Source organism: Sphingomonas xanthus (genome assembly GCF_007998985.1).
GTDB lineage: Bacteria > Pseudomonadota > Alphaproteobacteria > Sphingomonadales > Sphingomonadaceae > Sphingomicrobium > Sphingomicrobium xanthum.
This window is the reverse complement of the sequence record NZ_CP041659.1, coordinates 1,576,920-1,590,921: the sequence shown is the minus strand read 5'-3', so window position 1 is coordinate 1,590,921 and position 14,002 is coordinate 1,576,920. Positions and strand designations below refer to the sequence as shown.

Sequence of the window (14,002 nt, the reverse complement as noted above, 5' to 3'; positions counted from 1 at the left end):
CTGCGCTTTCGGCCCGGTCCATGCTAACATCAAGGCCATGCACAGCCGCGGTTCCAAACCATGAGCGTCGCCTTTCGCCGTGAATGCGACGAGGAGCATCTCGAACCTCGCTTCGAGTTGCCGATTCCGCCTGGCCCGAACCTGGTCACGAAACGCGGCCTTGACCAGATCCAGGCACGCAACGACCAAATTGATGAAACCCTTCAGCGTCTATTGACGGTCGAAGAGCGCAAGGCCGTTCTGCGCGATGCTCGATACTGGCGACAACGGCTTGCCAGCGCCCGGCTCGCCCTGCCTGCCGATGGGCATGCGGTAGCGTTCGGGACCCGGGTCACCTTCATACGCGATTGCCAAACCGTCACGCTGGAGCTGGTCGGACATGATGAGAGCGATCCGGCAACGAACCGGATCGCCTTTACTGCACCGCTGGCGCGCGTCCTGATCGGCGCCGAAGTCGGTGACGAGATTGATTTCGCCGGAGCAAATCAGCCACTACTGGTCACCGAGATCGCGGCCCTGCCCGTCTAAATTCAGGCGGCGAGCTGTTCCAGTCGCTCACCCATCTCTACCCCACCAGGCTTCGCCTTTCTCGGGCCGCGCCGCAACTTCATTCAGGGGGAGCACCCAGTTACCCATAAAGGCCGCTTTAGGTTAACTCTGTAGCCGATACTCGGGCTTTCAAGCTTCACCGGCTCGGGTCGGCCAGAAAATGCATCAGTTGGGCCAGCGTTGCTTCCATCTGGTCCTGCATCTGGCTGATCAGTTCATTCTCGCGCATGTTTTCATGGTCGAGCGGCTTGGAATAACTGTCGGAGAAAGCGTGCAGGTCGTCGGCGTCGAAAATGCCTTTCGCGACGAGTTTGGCCAGGATCACCAGCAGGCCGTTCGTGTTGGCGATATTCCCGGCGACCAGCGCTTCATCGACCATCGTCAGCGCGCGGTCTTCATCGTTCTCGATCGTCTCGCTCATCGCGGCAATGTGGCATGTTCCGCCGCGCTTGCAAACGGGCGCAGTGCCATCCAGCGTCCAAGCTTGGAGTCGATCGGCAGCGTGTAGGCGGGACTCGACGAAGGCAGGTCGATTAGTTCGAGGCCTGCGACATCGCCGAGCGTTCGGCGTCCGAATCGGGCTGCCGACTGCCCGTTAAAGCCGATCGCCAGCAGCCCCGGACGAGCAGCAATAAAATCCGCCAGCGCATTGGTGACAGGCTCGCGAATCGCGCCGTCGAGGCTGCCCGTCCGTCTCGCCTCCCCAACCGTGTCCCAAAGGGCAATGCGCCGGGCCCAAAGACGCGCGATGCGCTGGTCATAGTCGAGGGCCGCAAGCGGTTCCCCGATCGCCGCGCCAAGCAGCCGCCAGAACTGGTTCTGTGGATGGGCGTAGTAGCGCTGGGCACGCAGCGACGCGTCCCCCGGCAGGCTACCAAGTATCAGCAGCATGGGATCGTCCGACCCGATCGGGGGCATGGAACGCTTGAGCGGCACGCATCGCCGCTAGCATGGCAAAGCCCTTCGCGCCCAGTGGTTGCGGCAGCCATGCTGCACCCGCTAAGGCGTCTGGCCATGAAGCCCGAAGAGCTCCGCATCGCCCTATTTTCCGGCAATTATAATTATGTCCGCGACGGCGCGAACCAGGCGCTGAACCGGCTAGTCGGCTTCCTCCTTCGCCAAGGCGCTCAGGTCCGCGTCTATTCGCCGGTGGTCGAGGAGCCGGCGTTCAAGGCAACCGGCGAAATGGTCAACGTGCCGTCCTTCGCAATCCCGTTGCGCAGTGAATATCGGGTGCCGTTTCGGCTCGACCGCGCAGTCCGCAAGGACCTTGAAACCTTTCGGCCCAACGTCATTCACATCGCCAGCCCGGATATCGTCGCGCACCGCGCGGTGACCTGGGCCCGCCGCCGCGCCATTCCGGTCGTCGCATCGGTCCACACCCGCTTCGAGACGTATCTCCAATATTATCACCTGCAGATGCTTGAGCCCGCCGTCCGGGCCATCTTGCGGCGTTTCTACCGTCGCTGCGACGCGCTGCTAGTGCCGGCGGAATCGACCGCCGCGATCCTTCGTGCGCAGCGCATGAACGCCGATATCTCCATCTGGTCGCGCGGGGTCGATCGGACCCAGTTCAACCCGGAACGAAGGAGCCTCGAATGGCGGCGCGGCCAAGGCATCGGCGACGAGGACATGGCCGTCGCCTTCCTCGGTCGGCTGGTTTTGGAAAAAGGTTTAGACGTTTTTTCAAACGCCATAATCGCCGCGCGCGAACGCGACGTCCCGCTCAAGGTGCTGGCGATCGGCGACGGCCCGGCCCGCGACTATTTCCAGCAGCGACTGCCCGACGCGATCTTTACGGGTCAGTTGACCGGCGACGAGCTCGGCCGCGCACTGGCTTCGGCCGATGTGTTCCTCAATCCCTCGATCACCGAAACGTTCGGCAACGTTACGCTGGAAGCCATGGCTTGCGCCCTTCCGGTCGTCGCCGCCGCCGCATCGGGCGCGTCCAGCCTGGTCAAGGACCAGGTCACCGGTCGACTGACCGCGCCTGGCAATATTGCCGGCTATGCCGAGGCGCTGGCGGATTATCAGCATGACCCCGACCTTCGCGCCCGCCACGGCGCTTCGGGCCTGGCTTTCGCCAAGACGATGGACTGGGACGAGATCAACGCCGCGGTGATGCACGTCTACGAGCGCGTCATCGACCGGCGAGGCCAGGCCTAATCCTCGTCGCGCTTCGCGTCGCGAACGCGCTCGATCCGCTGCGCGGCCTCGTCGAGGATGTCGATCACCTCATGAAGCAGCTGGTCGTTCCAGCCGTCCTGGGCAATGCGGTTGCGCAGCGCGGTCATGAGGTTGCCGATGGCCCTTCCGATCTCGGGCCGCTGCCGACGCCGCCGGTGGCGACCATGGCCTTCCAGCCGCTCGATCAGTTCGTTGACCTCTTCCTGGTGCTCTTCAAGATGGGCGCGTCCCTCGTCGGTCGCGCCGAAGATCTTCTTGGCGTCCTTCGACTTGCGCTCGGCGATCAGGCCCATGTCTTCAAGCATGGTCAGCGTCGGATAGACGATTCCCGGTGACGGCGCATAATCACCCTCCGTCATATCCTCGATGGCCTTGATCAGCTCATAGCCGTGACGCGGCTGGTCGGCGATCAGCTTGAGGAGCACGAGGCGAAGCTCGCCCCCGGAAAACATCCGCTTGCGTTCGCGTCCCCGCCGACCGCCGCCGCGGCCCGCCGGCCCGCCGTCGGCATCGAACTCGAAGCTGAATGGCCCGAAGTTGAACCCATGGCGGTGCGGCGAACCCTGACGCCGCTGGCTGCCGTCGCCGAATTGATAGTCGAAGCGCATCGCAATTCTCCTTTGATCGATCTGAGATATATCTTAGATGCATCGACAGTAACATGGGTGCATTGTTCGGCGGACATGCCTATTTCATCGATCAATGGTCGATTTGTTCGCTGAGGAGCTGCCATCCGACCCGCCCGCCGAGGCGGCGGATCCGCATGCCCCGCTCGCCGACCGGCTTCGCCCCGCATCGCTCGACGCGATCGTCGGGCAGGACCATTTGACCGGTCCGGACGGCGCCATCGGCCGGATGATCGCGGCCGGCAAATTATCGTCAATGGTCCTGTGGGGACCGCCGGGCACGGGCAAGACCAGCATCGCCCGGCTGCTCGCCGATGCCGTAGGCCTGCGCTTCGTAGCCCTGTCCGCGGTCTTTTCGGGGGTCGCCGACCTCAAGAAAATCTTCTCCGAGGCGCGCGTCGCAGCCAAGGCCGGTCGGCGGACCTTGTTGTTCGTGGATGAAATCCACCGCTTCAACCGCTCGCAGCAGGACGGATTCCTACCCTTCGTCGAGGACGGGACGATCACGCTGGTCGGCGCGACCACCGAAAACCCCAGTTTCGAGCTCAATGCCGCCTTGCTCTCACGCTGCCAGGTCCTGATCCTGCGGCGGCTCGGGCCCGAGGCGCTGGCTAGCCTGCTCGACCGTGCCGAAGCCCTGGTTGGGCGGTCCCTGCCGCTCACCACGGATGCCCGCGAGGCGCTGATCGCCAGCGCGGACGGCGATGGCCGCTTCCTGCTCAACCAGGCCGAGACCCTATTCGACGTCGGCCTCGACGAGCCGCTCGATCCAGCCGGTCTCGCCTCCTTCCTGCAACGGCGCGTCGCGGTCTACGACAAGGACCGCGAGGGCCATTACAACCTCATCTCCGCGCTTCACAAATCGATCCGCGGTTCCGACCCGCAGGCCGCACTCTATTATCTCGCGCGGATGCTGGTGGCGGGGGAGGAACCCTTGTTCGTTCTTCGTCGGCTAGTTCGGACGGCGGTGGAGGATATCGGGCTGGCGGACCCGCAGGCCCTGGTCCAATGCCTTGCAGCCAAGGATGCCTACGATTTCCTCGGGAGTCCGGAAGGCGAGTTGGCGATCGTCCAAGCCTGCCTCTATCTTGCCGCCGCCCCCAAATCCAATGCGGCCTACAAGGCGCAGAAGGCAGCCTGGCGCAGCGCCCGCGAGACCGGCTCGCTGATGCCGCCGATGAACATCGTCAATGCGCCAACCAAGATGATGAAGGAGGCAGGTTATGGTAAGGACTATGCCTACGACCATGATACCGAGGACGGATTTTCCGGCGCCGACTATTGGCCGGAAGAGATGACCGCACAGGCATACTACCACCCCGTGAACCGCGGCTTTGAGGCAAAAATCGCGGAGCGGCTTGCGTTCTGGGATGAAAAGCGCCGACAACGGCGGAAACAGCACTGATCGGACAGGGGGAACGAATGTACCAGACGACCGAACCAACCCGCTACTGGCAGCAACAGCTCGTCGAATGGGGACCAAAGGTCTTGCTGGCGATTGTCATCCTGGTCATCACCCATTTCATCGCCAAGGCCGTGCAATGGGGGGTTGCCAAGCTGGTCGACCGGATGCCGGTGCTGAAGCGTCATCCGACTGCCGGAGGCGACAGCATCGGGACCGAACTCGGCCGGCTTGCCTATTGGCTGGTATGGCTGGTTGGACTGATCGCGGCACTTCAGCCGCTTGGCCTGTCGGGCGTTCTGACGCCCGTTACCGCGCTGACCAACGAAGTCTTCGCCTTCCTCCCCCGCCTGCTGGGCGCCGGCCTGTTCTTCTTTGCCGGGCTGATCCTGGCGCGGATCGTCCGCCATGTGGTAGAAGCCGCACTCGGCGCGCTCAACATTGAACGGCTAGCCGGACGCGCCGGACTGAAGCTCGGCGATCCGCCGGTGGCAGTCGATAGCGATGGCGTCGCCGCCGAGGGCCCGGCCCCGGTCCGCAGCACCATTGCCCGCGCGGTCGGGATGACGGTGTCCGCGGTGATCATCATCTTCGCTGCTATCGCCTCCCTCGACATCCTGCAGATCCACGCCGTTTCCGAACCGGCCAAGAACATGCTCAACATGATCGCCATGGCGATCCCCAACGTGCTCGCCGCGCTGCTGTGGCTGGCGATCGCCTTCCTCATCGCCCGCTGGGTCAAAAGCCTGATCGAGACCGTCCTTCCCAGCCTGGGCTTCGACAATTTCGTCCATTCGCTCGGCGCCATGCCGCGCAACGTGTCGCCGTCCAAGGTCGCGGGGGCAATCGCGATGACCGCGCTGCTGCTGCTGGCCGGGATCGAGGCACTTCACCGCCTCGGCGGCGACAATACCGCCGCGCTCGTCATCCAGGTGACGGAACTAGGCGGCAAGGTGATCTTCGGGACGGTGATCATCGTCGTCGGCTTCGTGCTGGCGCGAATCCTGGCGGGTCTCGTCGGCACCAGCGCCGACGAAGCGGGCTATGCCCAGACGATCATCAAATATTCAATCATCGCCCTGTTCACCGCGATCGGCCTGACCTTCATGGGCCTGGCGGACCAGATCGTCATGCTCGCCTTTGGCCTGATCCTCGGCTCCGCCGCGGTAGCCACCGCAATCGCCTTTGGCCTTGGCGGGCGGGACTATGCCGCGCGACTGCTCGACGAATGGCATGACAGCGGGCCGCCGCCGGTCCGCCGCGCACCTCCGCCGCGGCTGAAAAAGTCGACGCCCGACGACAACAGTCAGCCGCCGCTGGTGTGACGCAATCGCGCTTCGCCGCGACCGTCGCAATCGACTGGTCGGGGGCGAAGGGGAAACGGCACCGGGGCATCGCCATCGCGGAGGCGCGCGGCGATGACGCGCCCCGGCTGGTCCGCCCCGGCCATGTCTGGTCGCGCAGCGAGGTGCTCGACTGGCTGCTCGACAGGGCGGCGCGCGAAGCTACCCTGTTCGGTTTCGACTTCAGCTTCGCCCCGCCCTTCGCGGAACGGGGCGCCTACCTGCCGGGCGAAGCCGATATCCCCGACCAAGCCCGTGCCTTCTGGCGCTATGTCGACCAGCGCTGCGACGATGAGGATCTGGGCGCGGCCTCCTTCCTGGAAACTGCCCATCGACGACATTTCTATTTCGGGATCGCCGACGGCCGGAAGGCCGACTTCGTCCGCTTCCGGCAATGTGACCATCGCCTCAACGCCCTAGGCGGGCGCAAGACGGCTAGCGCCTATGACGCGATCGGCGCCGCCCAAGTCGCCAAGGCCAGCTTTTCCGGGATGCGGCTGCTGCACCGGCTAGACGGCCAAGTCGCGATCTGGCCGATGGACCCGCTGCCCGAGGCCGGGAGCGCGGTGGTCGAAATCTACACCAGGATCTATCTGCGCAAGGCCGGAATGGCAGGCAACAAGCTACGCAGCAGGCCCGATCTCAACGCGGCGCTCGCCGGGCTCGGCAGTCCGCCGACACGGCTCGCTTTTGAACCCGACGATCATCAAACAGACGCGCTGGTGACTGCAGCCGGGATGCGTGCACACCTCAACCACCCGGATGCCTTCGGACCCGCCGGCCTGTCGGAGGAATTAGCGAAAACTGAAGGCTGGACCTTCGGCATCGTCTGACGCAAAGGGATCGGCGGGCCGGCTTAGCACAGTGGTAGTGCAGCGGTTTTGTAAACCGAAGGTCGGGGGTTCAAATCCCTCAGCCGGCACCATGGCCGACCGTCCTGCACACCGCATCGGGGAAAAATTTTCGCGATCGTGGGAACCGATAGCCGGGCGAGCCGTTTTTATCAGGTGGTTCAGAGATGAACCATGGAACCCCGGCAACTTCGGTTGCCGGGGTTTACTGTTTCCAGCTCACAGATTCGAAGCATCCAACGTCGCCAGCGGCATGCGCCGCGCGCGGTCGGCGAGCGGGTATTTGTTGCCATTGGCGCAGTTGAACAGCAGCGCCCGATCATCCCCGTCGACCAGCCCCTGGGCCAAGGCCTGGCGCCAGGCGGCGAGCACCGCGCCGCCTTCGGGACAAAGCAGCATGCCATCGAGCCGCGCCGCATCCTCGACCGCCTCGGCAATCGCCTCTTCCTCGACCGCGATGGCTACGCCACCGCTTTCGCGGACCGCGCGCAGGATCAGGAAATCCCCGACCGCCTTGGGCACCCGAATACCAGTGGCCATGGTCGCCGCCCCCTCCCACCGCTCTGCGAATTCATCGCCATTGCGCCAGGCGCGGACCATCGGCGCACAGCCAGTCGCCTGCACCGCGACCATCCGCGGACGCTTCGGCCCGATCAAGCCGACCCGCTCAAGCTCGTCGAAGCCCTTCCACATGCCGATAAGGCCGGTGCCCCCGCCCGTGGGGTAGAAGATGACGTCGGGAAGGTCCCAGCCATATTGTTCGGCGAGCTCAAGGCCCATGACCTTCTTGCCTTCAAGCCGATAGGGTTCCTTAAGCGTCGAGCAGTCGAACCACCGGTTTGCAGCCGCGCCGTCGGCGACAATTCGTCCACATTCGTCGATCTGTCCGTCCGCAACGATTACCTCCGCGCCATAGGCGGCGGTTTCGCGGATATTGATTTCGGGCGTCTCAGCCGGGCAGATGACCAGAGACTGCATTCCCGCCCGCGCGGCATAGGCGGCAAGCGCTGCGCCGGCGTTGCCATTTGTCGGCAAGGCAATCCGCTCGACTCCGAAATGGCTGGCCATGCTCACCGCCGCCGCCATCCCCCGCGCCTTGAACGATCCGGTCGGAAGCCGGCCCTCGTCCTTGACGATTGGCGCGCGAACGCCATGCGCAGCGCCGATCGCGTCGAGCGCGATCAGGGGTGTTTCAGGTTCGCCCAGCGATACCGGCCGGGCGCCCTCGGGAAGCGGCAACAGCTCACGCCATTTCCACATCCCCGCCGGCCGGGCTGCCAATTTATCTCTGGTCAGAAGCGCCGCGACCGCGTCGAGGTCGTAACGGGCAAGCAGCGGCCGCCCGGCCTTCGAGAGATTATGGATCTGCGCGGCGTCATAATGTTCGCCGGTAAGCGAACATTCGAGATGAGTGACAAGCATCGCCCGCCCCTAGACCAGTCGACGGCGGGTTAGAAGCTGACCCGCGCGCTGAGCCGGATATCGCGCCCGGCAAGAGGCACGAAGTCCTTGGTGAAGGAGGCATGGCGCCGCGCCTCGACATCGAAGATGTTGTTCGCGCTGAGCACGATCGCGGTTTCTTGCCGCTTGCCCCAGGGCCGCCAGGCGAGGGATGCGTTGACCAGCGTGAAGCCGTCGGTCGCCGTTTCGAACGAGGCGGTCCGGTCCTGCTTGTCGACCCATTCCACCTCGACCCGGCCATCGAGCCGGTCTGACTGCGCTTCCAGCCCGCCGAGCAGGCGGAGCGGCGGGATTCGCGGAACCGGCCCGCCGCCCTTCAACGTTGCCCGGACATAGTCGGCAACGCCATCCGCGACGAACTTGAATCCGCCCGCTTCGAACAGCCTGGCGCTCGCTTCCAGTTCGATCCCGCTGAACCGGGCGTCGCGCTGGAAATATTGGAATACGGGCAGCTCGTCCCGCTCCTCGCCGGTTTCATCCTGGTAGATGAAATCGTCGAAGCGAGTGGTGAACAGGGTTGCGCTGGCGCTGAACGCGTCACGCTCGACCCGGACATAGGCTTCGCCGCCAAGCGCCTTTTCGGTCTTGAGATCGGGATCGCCCAGCTCGAACGCCTGGGTCGCGATATGCGGGCCGTTCGAGAAAAGCTCTTCAGCGGAAGGGGCGCGGACGGTGCGCGAAAGGTTGACGCCGGCCTTGACCCGGCTGGCCGGCTCAACGAATCCGCCGATCGCCGCGCTGAACGTGTCATAGCGGCGCGTGATGTCGTTGGCACGGTCGCGCTGCTCGGTCCGCTCGTAGCGAGCCGCGGCTTCGGCGCCGATCTTGCCGATCGCAAATTCCTGCACGGTGAACAGGCCGAACTGGCTGCTGCGGTTAGGCGGGACAAAGGCCTCCTCGCCGATCGCTTCCAGCTCGCGCCGGAACATCTGCACGCCGCTTGCGCCGCGCCAGCCGCTCCGTTCGCGCTGCGAAAGTTCGAACCGTCCTTCCGTGCCGTTCGACTTGAACACGGTGCCAATTTCGGCGCCTTCAAACTCGGTATGCTTATAGTCGGCGGCCCCGACCCGCAGCGTGGCGCGGTCGAAGAAGCCGCCGTCAAAGCGATAATCGCCGCGAAGGTCGTATTTGGTCTGCTTGAGGCCGATCGTAACGGCCTCTGCGCCATGGCCTTCCTCGCCGCCCTCTTCCTCACCGTGATGGAGGCCACCGGGCCGCATTGGAACGCCGTAGTCGCTTTCGAATCGGCCGATGGACACGCCAAGCGTCAACTTGTCGCCGATGTAGCTTAGCCCCATGCCGCCAGATTTCTGCTCGGTCGCGCTATTCGGGAGCTTGCCGCGCATTGCCGCGAGCTCAAGCGCTTCGGCGGCTTCGTCGGGATGGCCTTCCTCCAGTTCTTCCTCGGCGATCGCCAGCTGCTCTGCGCGCAGCGCGCGCGACAGGATATGCCCGCCAGTGCGCAAGTCATCGCTCTTGCGATAGCTTCCGTCGACATGGACGACGAGATTGTCGGCCAGGCGCAGGTCCAGAGCCGCGCCGATCGAACGTTCGTCGGCGGCCGATCCCAGCCCGCCGATCAGGTCGACATGATAGCCTTCGCGGGGAATTCGTCGCGGGATCCGATGGTCGATCACATTGACCACCCCGCCGGTCGCCTGGCTTCCGAACAGCAGCACCGCCGGACCGCGCAGCACCTCGATCCGCTCGGCCGTTAGCGGATCGATCGTCACCGCATGGTCGGCAGAAGTGTTGGATACGTCAATCGAACCGATCCCGTCGGTCAGAACGCGCACGCGTTCGCCCTGGAAGCCCCTAAGCACAGGTCGCGAAGCGCCGGGGGTAAAGCTGGTTGCCGAGACGCCGGGAAGGCTGGTCAGTGAATCGCCGATCTGAGCGCGGACATCGCGCTGCAGCTTTTCCCCGGACACCACCGACTTGCCGGCCAGCAGGTCGAGCTCAGCGACATAAGGCGCGGTGACGACAATCGCCTCGTCCTCCTTGTGCGGCGCGGCGGGCTGCACCTGCGCCGCGACGGGAGCGGCGATAACGGCAACGGAGGCAAGCAGGGTCTGGGCGACGTTCAAGGAGGACACTCACACGGATGGAGAGACCATTCGCCTAAAAGATATAATACATCATCGCAACCGAAATGCCGCCATCCGTCGCACCTGTTCGGCGGCTCGTCGAACGGGTCAGCCGCCGTGGTCCTCGCAGTGTCCCTCGTGCGCCGGGCAGTCGGCGTGGCTGGTCGTTCCCGCCCGCTCTACCTGGATGGTCGAATGGCCGATGCCGAACAACTCATGCACATAGGCATGCGCTTGCCGCAGGATGAGGTCGCGATCGACCTCCGGCTCGACCATCAAGTGGACGGTGAGAGCCGTTTCGGTGGTGCTCAACGACCAGATGTGGAGGTGGTGCGTTCCGCTAACGCCGGGCAGGCGGTTCAAAGCCTTGCCGACCTGATCGGCGTCAATCCCCCGCGGCACGCCGGCCAGCGTCATCAGTGCCGATTCCGCGAGCAGATTCCAGGTGCCGTAGAGGATTACCGCGGCGACGATCAGGCTGGCGACGGGATCGATCCACACCTTGCCGGTCAGGGTGATCAGAAAGCCGGCTCCGACGACCGCCGCCGATACCGCCGCGTCGGCCACCATGTGCAAGAAGGCGCCGCGAATATTGAGGTCGTGGTGCGCGCCACGCATGAACAACAGCGCGGTGGCCCCGTTCACGAGGATGCCGATGCCCGCGACGACCATCATAACGTCGCCGTCGGCCGGTTCCGGAGAGGCCAGCCGGCGGATCGCTTCGGCCCCGATGGCGCCGACCGCGAGCAGCAACAGTAACGCGTTGATCAGCGCGGCGAGGATCGAGCTTTTCTTGAGACCGTAGGACAGGCGCGGGGTTGGACGGCGGCGGACCAGCGTCGCGCCAATCCAGGCGATGATCAGGCCGAGGACATCGGACAGGTTATGGCCGGCGTCGGCGAGCAGCGCCATCGAATCTGCGGTGAAACCGTAAAAGGCTTCAACCGCGACGAAGATAAGGTTGAGACCGATACCGATCGCGAAGGCGCGGCCGAAATTCCCGTCAGTTTGTGCATGCGGCCCATGGTCGTGTCCGGCGCCCATCGGCCAAGCCTAATCGGAATGGGCGACGAAGGGGAAGGAAAAACGGTCCGGTCGGGGGCGGGGAAAAACCGGACCGTTTCAGCGCGCGAACCTCGGCGGGATCAAAGGTCGATGCCGGCGGCGATCGCTTCCAATTTGCGGACGCGTTCCTTGAGGTCCGCGATCTCGATCCTCCCACCGGCCGGCGGAAGGCCCGCATCGCCGGCCCGGCTGGCCAGCTCGAGGCGCTTAAAATCGAGCCAGGCCTGCCAACCCCGAAGGGCGATCACGCTGGCGAGACAAATGGCGACAAGGATGCTCGCGCCGATCATCGCTGCGGAAACCGGGTCCATCATCACTTCTCCTTGCGAAGCGCTTCGATCTCGCGTGCCAGATCATCATTCTGGCTGTTGAGATGCTGGTCGATCGCCATCATCCGGCGGTCGTTGACGTCCAGCTTGGTACGAAGGTCGTGAACGGACGAACGGCCTTCGCCCAGGTCGCCCATGCGGTCGAAATCGGAACGGCGCTCGCCGCCGCGCTCGGCCCGGTTCTTCCTGATGTGCAGATAGATGCCGGCGGCGACGTAGGCGATGAGCGCGATTTCCCATTCAATGAACAGGGCGAAGGCCACCAGGCCTATGCGCAGGAAGGTCGGGTCGACGTGAAAGATATCGCCGAGGGTCGAGCAGACACCGGCCAGCTTCTTGTCGCGGCGGTTCAGCGAGTAGCGGTTCGACATGATTCCCCTTTTCCTTTCGACTATTTCTGCGCCGCGAGCGCGGCCTTCATGGCGGCCAGTTCGGCATCGACCGTTTCGGCGCCCTTCAAATCGGCGATTTCTTCTTCGAGGCTCTTGCGTCCAGCGAGCGCTAGGGCGTCGGCGCGGCCTTCGGCAAAGTCGGCGCGGCGCTCAAGCAATTCGAACTTGGCGAAGGCGTCCTGGGCGCGACTTCCGTTAAGCAGCTCGCTGGTGCGGGCGCGGCTGATCGCGCGCTCCATCCGCGAAGTGATAGCGTTCTGCCGGGCGCGAGCCTCGGCCAATTTCGATTGCAGCCGCTGGATATCGGCTTCGTAACCGCGCAGCACTTGCTCGATCTGGACGATCTCCAGGTGCAGGCCCTCCGTCATTTCGGCGGCCTTCTGCTTTTCCGTCAGCGCGGCGCGGGCCAGGTCCTCCCGCCCCTTCTCCAGGGCCAGACCAGCCTTGTCCGCCCATTCCGACTGGAGCGCATCGAGGCGATTGCAGGCCCGGCGCATTTCCTTGATGTCGGCGATTGAGCGCGCCGCGGTGGCGCGAACTTCTACCAGAGTCTCTTCCATCTCGACGATGATCATGCGGATCATGCGCGCTGGGTCTTCCGACCGGTCGAGCAGGTCCGTCATGTTCGCGGCGATGATGTCCCGCGTACGGGTGAAGATCGGGCCCGACAGGATGCCGGCGAGCGGCGCGAGACGAATGCTCGTTTCAGTTCCTGCGTCTGTCGGCCGCGCGATGCGGACAGCCGGACGGGCCACGATCGGTTCGAGTTCAGGCATAGGTGAAAACTTCCACGGTGCTGGCCGAAACCTGGGCCGGGGCAACCGCGGCGCCAACCGCGATCGAGCTCATGAGAAGCGACGCAAACGCCGCAACCAGATGACGATGAAATTTGATGCCAGACATTTTCATTCTCCCTTTTCACGGGGAACCGGCAGACCGGCTTCCCATGCCCATACCTTACAAGAGGCGTGCCAATCCCAGTTTGCCGGGAAAAATTGAGCAAATGGCGACCAACGCCACCAAGGTTGGCGGGAATTCCCACCATCAATTGGCGTGCTGGCCCGATCGCGCCGCAACGGAACCCGCGGCCCGTTCCATGCGTCGAACAGGCAAATCCCGTTCACCGTGAAAGGTTTGTCATGCTTGCCAAGATTTTGGGTGCCGTTGCCGGGCGTAAGCTCGCCGGACGCAACGAGAAGCTAACTGGAACGCTGGTCGGTACCGCGATCCCGGCGATCGCCCGGCGCGGGCTTGGCCCGCTCGGGCTCGCCCTGGCGGCAGGTTGGGGCGCGAAAAAGCTGATCGACCGTAACCGGGGCCGCAAGGCGGCTACCCCGCGCCAGCCCTGACCCGGGCCAGGCGCTAACCAATTAGGCCTCGGCGTCTTCGCCGGGGCCTTTTTCGTCGCCCTCGTAAAAAGGCTCTACCGCGCCGTTCATCTTGATGGTCATCGGATTGCCGTGACGATCGCGGCTTTTGCCCACGGCCATGCGGATCCAGCCTTCGGAAATACAATATTCTTCGACGTTGATCTTTTCCTTGCCGTTGAACCGGATTCCGACCCCATGCTGAAGCACCTCATTGTCGAAGTGCGGGCTGCGCGGGTCGAGCGATAGACGATCGGGAAGCGGTTTCTTGTCGGCCATGACCGGCGCCCTAGCCTCGGCGCAGGCCTTTCGTCAATTTCGACGAACGGCGGTTCGCGCGCGT

Annotated in this window: 17 protein-coding genes and 1 tRNA gene; 7 read left to right on the top strand and 11 right to left on the bottom strand. The window is 64.3% G+C overall.

Going from position 1 to position 14,002, the window contains the following annotated elements:
• The first annotated feature begins 60 nt into the window (after nucleotides 1–60).
• Entirely contained in the window at nucleotides 61–528 is a 468-nt protein-coding gene (locus FMM02_RS08005) for a GreA/GreB family elongation factor (RefSeq protein ID WP_147494353.1), read from the top strand.
• A 157-nt stretch (nucleotides 529–685) separates the two neighbouring features.
• On the opposite strand, the gene FMM02_RS08000 is transcribed toward FMM02_RS08005, so the two are convergent.
• Together FMM02_RS08000 and FMM02_RS07995 are read right to left on the bottom strand one after the other, a co-directional pair.
• Nucleotides 686–970, bottom strand: coding sequence for a hypothetical protein (locus tag FMM02_RS08000; RefSeq protein ID WP_147494352.1), 285 nt, complete (start codon nucleotides 968–970; stop codon nucleotides 686–688).
• On the bottom strand, nucleotides 967–1,467 hold the full coding sequence (locus FMM02_RS07995) for a DNA-deoxyinosine glycosylase (protein WP_147494351.1): 501 nt from the start codon (nucleotides 1,465–1,467) through the stop codon (nucleotides 967–969). The genes FMM02_RS08000 and FMM02_RS07995 overlap by 4 nt, the downstream gene beginning before the upstream one ends.
• 96 nt (nucleotides 1,468–1,563) lie before the next feature.
• Between FMM02_RS07995 and FMM02_RS07990 the strand changes: the two genes are divergently transcribed.
• The gene (locus FMM02_RS07990; RefSeq protein WP_147494350.1) at nucleotides 1,564–2,715 is read left to right on the top strand and encodes a glycosyltransferase family 4 protein; all 1,152 of its coding nucleotides are present in this window, start codon (nucleotides 1,564–1,566) and stop codon (nucleotides 2,713–2,715) included.
• On the opposite strand, the gene FMM02_RS07985 is transcribed toward FMM02_RS07990, so the two are convergent.
• The gene (locus tag FMM02_RS07985; protein ID WP_147494349.1) at nucleotides 2,712–3,344 is read right to left on the bottom strand and encodes a PadR family transcriptional regulator; all 633 of its coding nucleotides are present in this window, start codon (nucleotides 3,342–3,344) and stop codon (nucleotides 2,712–2,714) included. The genes FMM02_RS07990 and FMM02_RS07985 overlap by 4 nt on opposite strands.
• 94 nt (nucleotides 3,345–3,438) lie before the next feature.
• Here FMM02_RS07985 and FMM02_RS07980 point away from each other — a divergent pair, with 94 nt between their 5' ends.
• The 4 genes from FMM02_RS07980 to FMM02_RS07965 all read left to right on the top strand — a co-directional run bounded on the left by FMM02_RS07980 (nucleotide 3,439) and on the right by FMM02_RS07965 (nucleotide 7,032).
• Nucleotides 3,439–4,767 (top strand): replication-associated recombination protein A, encoded by a 1,329-nt coding sequence (locus FMM02_RS07980; RefSeq protein WP_147494348.1) that lies wholly within the window; start codon nucleotides 3,439–3,441, stop codon nucleotides 4,765–4,767.
• Nucleotides 4,768–4,784: 17 nt separating this feature from the next.
• Nucleotides 4,785–6,089: a mechanosensitive ion channel gene (locus tag FMM02_RS07975; RefSeq protein WP_147494347.1), complete on the top strand. Its 1,305-nt coding sequence runs from the start codon at nucleotides 4,785–4,787 to the stop codon at nucleotides 6,087–6,089.
• Nucleotides 6,086–6,940, top strand: coding sequence for a hypothetical protein (locus FMM02_RS07970; RefSeq protein ID WP_147494346.1), 855 nt, complete (start codon nucleotides 6,086–6,088; stop codon nucleotides 6,938–6,940). The genes FMM02_RS07975 and FMM02_RS07970 overlap by 4 nt, the downstream gene beginning before the upstream one ends.
• A 17-nt stretch (nucleotides 6,941–6,957) precedes the next feature.
• A tRNA-Thr gene (locus FMM02_RS07965) sits at nucleotides 6,958–7,032 on the top strand.
• Between the two features lie 145 nt (nucleotides 7,033–7,177).
• On the opposite strand, the gene FMM02_RS07960 is transcribed toward FMM02_RS07965, so the two are convergent.
• The 7 genes from FMM02_RS07960 to FMM02_RS11450 form a co-directional block, all read right to left on the bottom strand.
• Nucleotides 7,178–8,380 carry a threonine synthase gene (locus tag FMM02_RS07960; protein ID WP_147494345.1) on the bottom strand — a complete coding sequence of 401 codons (1,203 nt, stop codon included), beginning with the start codon at nucleotides 8,378–8,380 and terminating at the stop codon, nucleotides 7,178–7,180.
• 29 nt (nucleotides 8,381–8,409) lie between these two features.
• Nucleotides 8,410–10,515, bottom strand: coding sequence for a TonB-dependent receptor (locus tag FMM02_RS07955; protein ID WP_147494344.1), 2,106 nt, complete (start codon nucleotides 10,513–10,515; stop codon nucleotides 8,410–8,412).
• Nucleotides 10,516–10,614: 99 nt separating this feature from the next.
• Entirely contained in the window at nucleotides 10,615–11,550 is a 936-nt protein-coding gene (locus FMM02_RS07950; protein ID WP_147494343.1) for a cation diffusion facilitator family transporter, read from the bottom strand.
• 101 nt (nucleotides 11,551–11,651) lie between these two features.
• The gene (locus FMM02_RS07945; RefSeq protein ID WP_147494342.1) at nucleotides 11,652–11,885 is read right to left on the bottom strand and encodes a hypothetical protein; all 234 of its coding nucleotides are present in this window, start codon (nucleotides 11,883–11,885) and stop codon (nucleotides 11,652–11,654) included.
• Nucleotides 11,885–12,271: a PspC domain-containing protein gene (locus tag FMM02_RS07940; RefSeq protein WP_147494341.1), complete on the bottom strand. Its 387-nt coding sequence runs from the start codon at nucleotides 12,269–12,271 to the stop codon at nucleotides 11,885–11,887. The genes FMM02_RS07945 and FMM02_RS07940 overlap by 1 nt, the downstream gene beginning before the upstream one ends.
• A gap of 20 nt (nucleotides 12,272–12,291) precedes the next feature.
• The gene (pspA, locus tag FMM02_RS07935) at nucleotides 12,292–13,068 is read right to left on the bottom strand and encodes a phage shock protein PspA (protein ID WP_147494340.1); all 777 of its coding nucleotides are present in this window, start codon (nucleotides 13,066–13,068) and stop codon (nucleotides 12,292–12,294) included.
• On the bottom strand, nucleotides 13,061–13,195 hold the full coding sequence (locus tag FMM02_RS11450) for a hypothetical protein (RefSeq protein ID WP_281288858.1): 135 nt from the start codon (nucleotides 13,193–13,195) through the stop codon (nucleotides 13,061–13,063). The genes pspA and FMM02_RS11450 overlap by 8 nt, the downstream gene beginning before the upstream one ends.
• Nucleotides 13,196–13,431: 236 nt before the next feature.
• Here FMM02_RS11450 and FMM02_RS07930 point away from each other — a divergent pair, with 236 nt between their 5' ends.
• Nucleotides 13,432–13,641, top strand: a complete 210-nt coding sequence (locus FMM02_RS07930; RefSeq protein ID WP_147494339.1) for a hypothetical protein — start codon at nucleotides 13,432–13,434, stop codon at nucleotides 13,639–13,641.
• 21 nt (nucleotides 13,642–13,662) lie between these two features.
• On the opposite strand, the gene FMM02_RS07925 is transcribed toward FMM02_RS07930, so the two are convergent.
• Nucleotides 13,663–13,938, bottom strand: coding sequence for a DUF3297 family protein (locus tag FMM02_RS07925; RefSeq protein WP_147494338.1), 276 nt, complete (start codon nucleotides 13,936–13,938; stop codon nucleotides 13,663–13,665).
• Nucleotides 13,939–14,002 lie beyond the last annotated feature (64 nt).

Coding starts and splice junctions, on each gene's coding strand:
- FMM02_RS08005 (WP_147494353.1), top strand. CDS start 61: ATGAGCGTCGCCTTTCGCCGTGAATGCGACGAGGAGCATCTCGAACCT.
- FMM02_RS08000 (WP_147494352.1), bottom strand. CDS start 970: ATGAGCGAGACGATCGAGAACGATGAAGACCGCGCGCTGACGATGGTC.
- FMM02_RS07995 (WP_147494351.1), bottom strand. CDS start 1,467: ATGCCCCCGATCGGGTCGGACGATCCCATGCTGCTGATACTTGGTAGC.
- FMM02_RS07990 (WP_147494350.1), top strand. CDS start 1,564: ATGAAGCCCGAAGAGCTCCGCATCGCCCTATTTTCCGGCAATTATAAT.
- FMM02_RS07985 (WP_147494349.1), bottom strand. CDS start 3,344: ATGCGCTTCGACTATCAATTCGGCGACGGCAGCCAGCGGCGTCAGGGT.
- FMM02_RS07980 (WP_147494348.1), top strand. CDS start 3,439: ATGGTCGATTTGTTCGCTGAGGAGCTGCCATCCGACCCGCCCGCCGAG.
- FMM02_RS07975 (WP_147494347.1), top strand. CDS start 4,785: ATGTACCAGACGACCGAACCAACCCGCTACTGGCAGCAACAGCTCGTC.
- FMM02_RS07960 (WP_147494345.1), bottom strand. CDS start 8,380: ATGCTTGTCACTCATCTCGAATGTTCGCTTACCGGCGAACATTATGAC.
- FMM02_RS07950 (WP_147494343.1), bottom strand. CDS start 11,550: ATGGGCGCCGGACACGACCATGGGCCGCATGCACAAACTGACGGGAAT.
- FMM02_RS07945 (WP_147494342.1), bottom strand. CDS start 11,885: ATGATGGACCCGGTTTCCGCAGCGATGATCGGCGCGAGCATCCTTGTC.
- FMM02_RS07940 (WP_147494341.1), bottom strand. CDS start 12,271: ATGTCGAACCGCTACTCGCTGAACCGCCGCGACAAGAAGCTGGCCGGT.
- pspA (WP_147494340.1), bottom strand. CDS start 13,068: ATGCCTGAACTCGAACCGATCGTGGCCCGTCCGGCTGTCCGCATCGCG.
- FMM02_RS11450 (WP_281288858.1), bottom strand. CDS start 13,195: ATGTCTGGCATCAAATTTCATCGTCATCTGGTTGCGGCGTTTGCGTCG.
- FMM02_RS07930 (WP_147494339.1), top strand. CDS start 13,432: ATGCTTGCCAAGATTTTGGGTGCCGTTGCCGGGCGTAAGCTCGCCGGA.
- FMM02_RS07925 (WP_147494338.1), bottom strand. CDS start 13,938: ATGGCCGACAAGAAACCGCTTCCCGATCGTCTATCGCTCGACCCGCGC.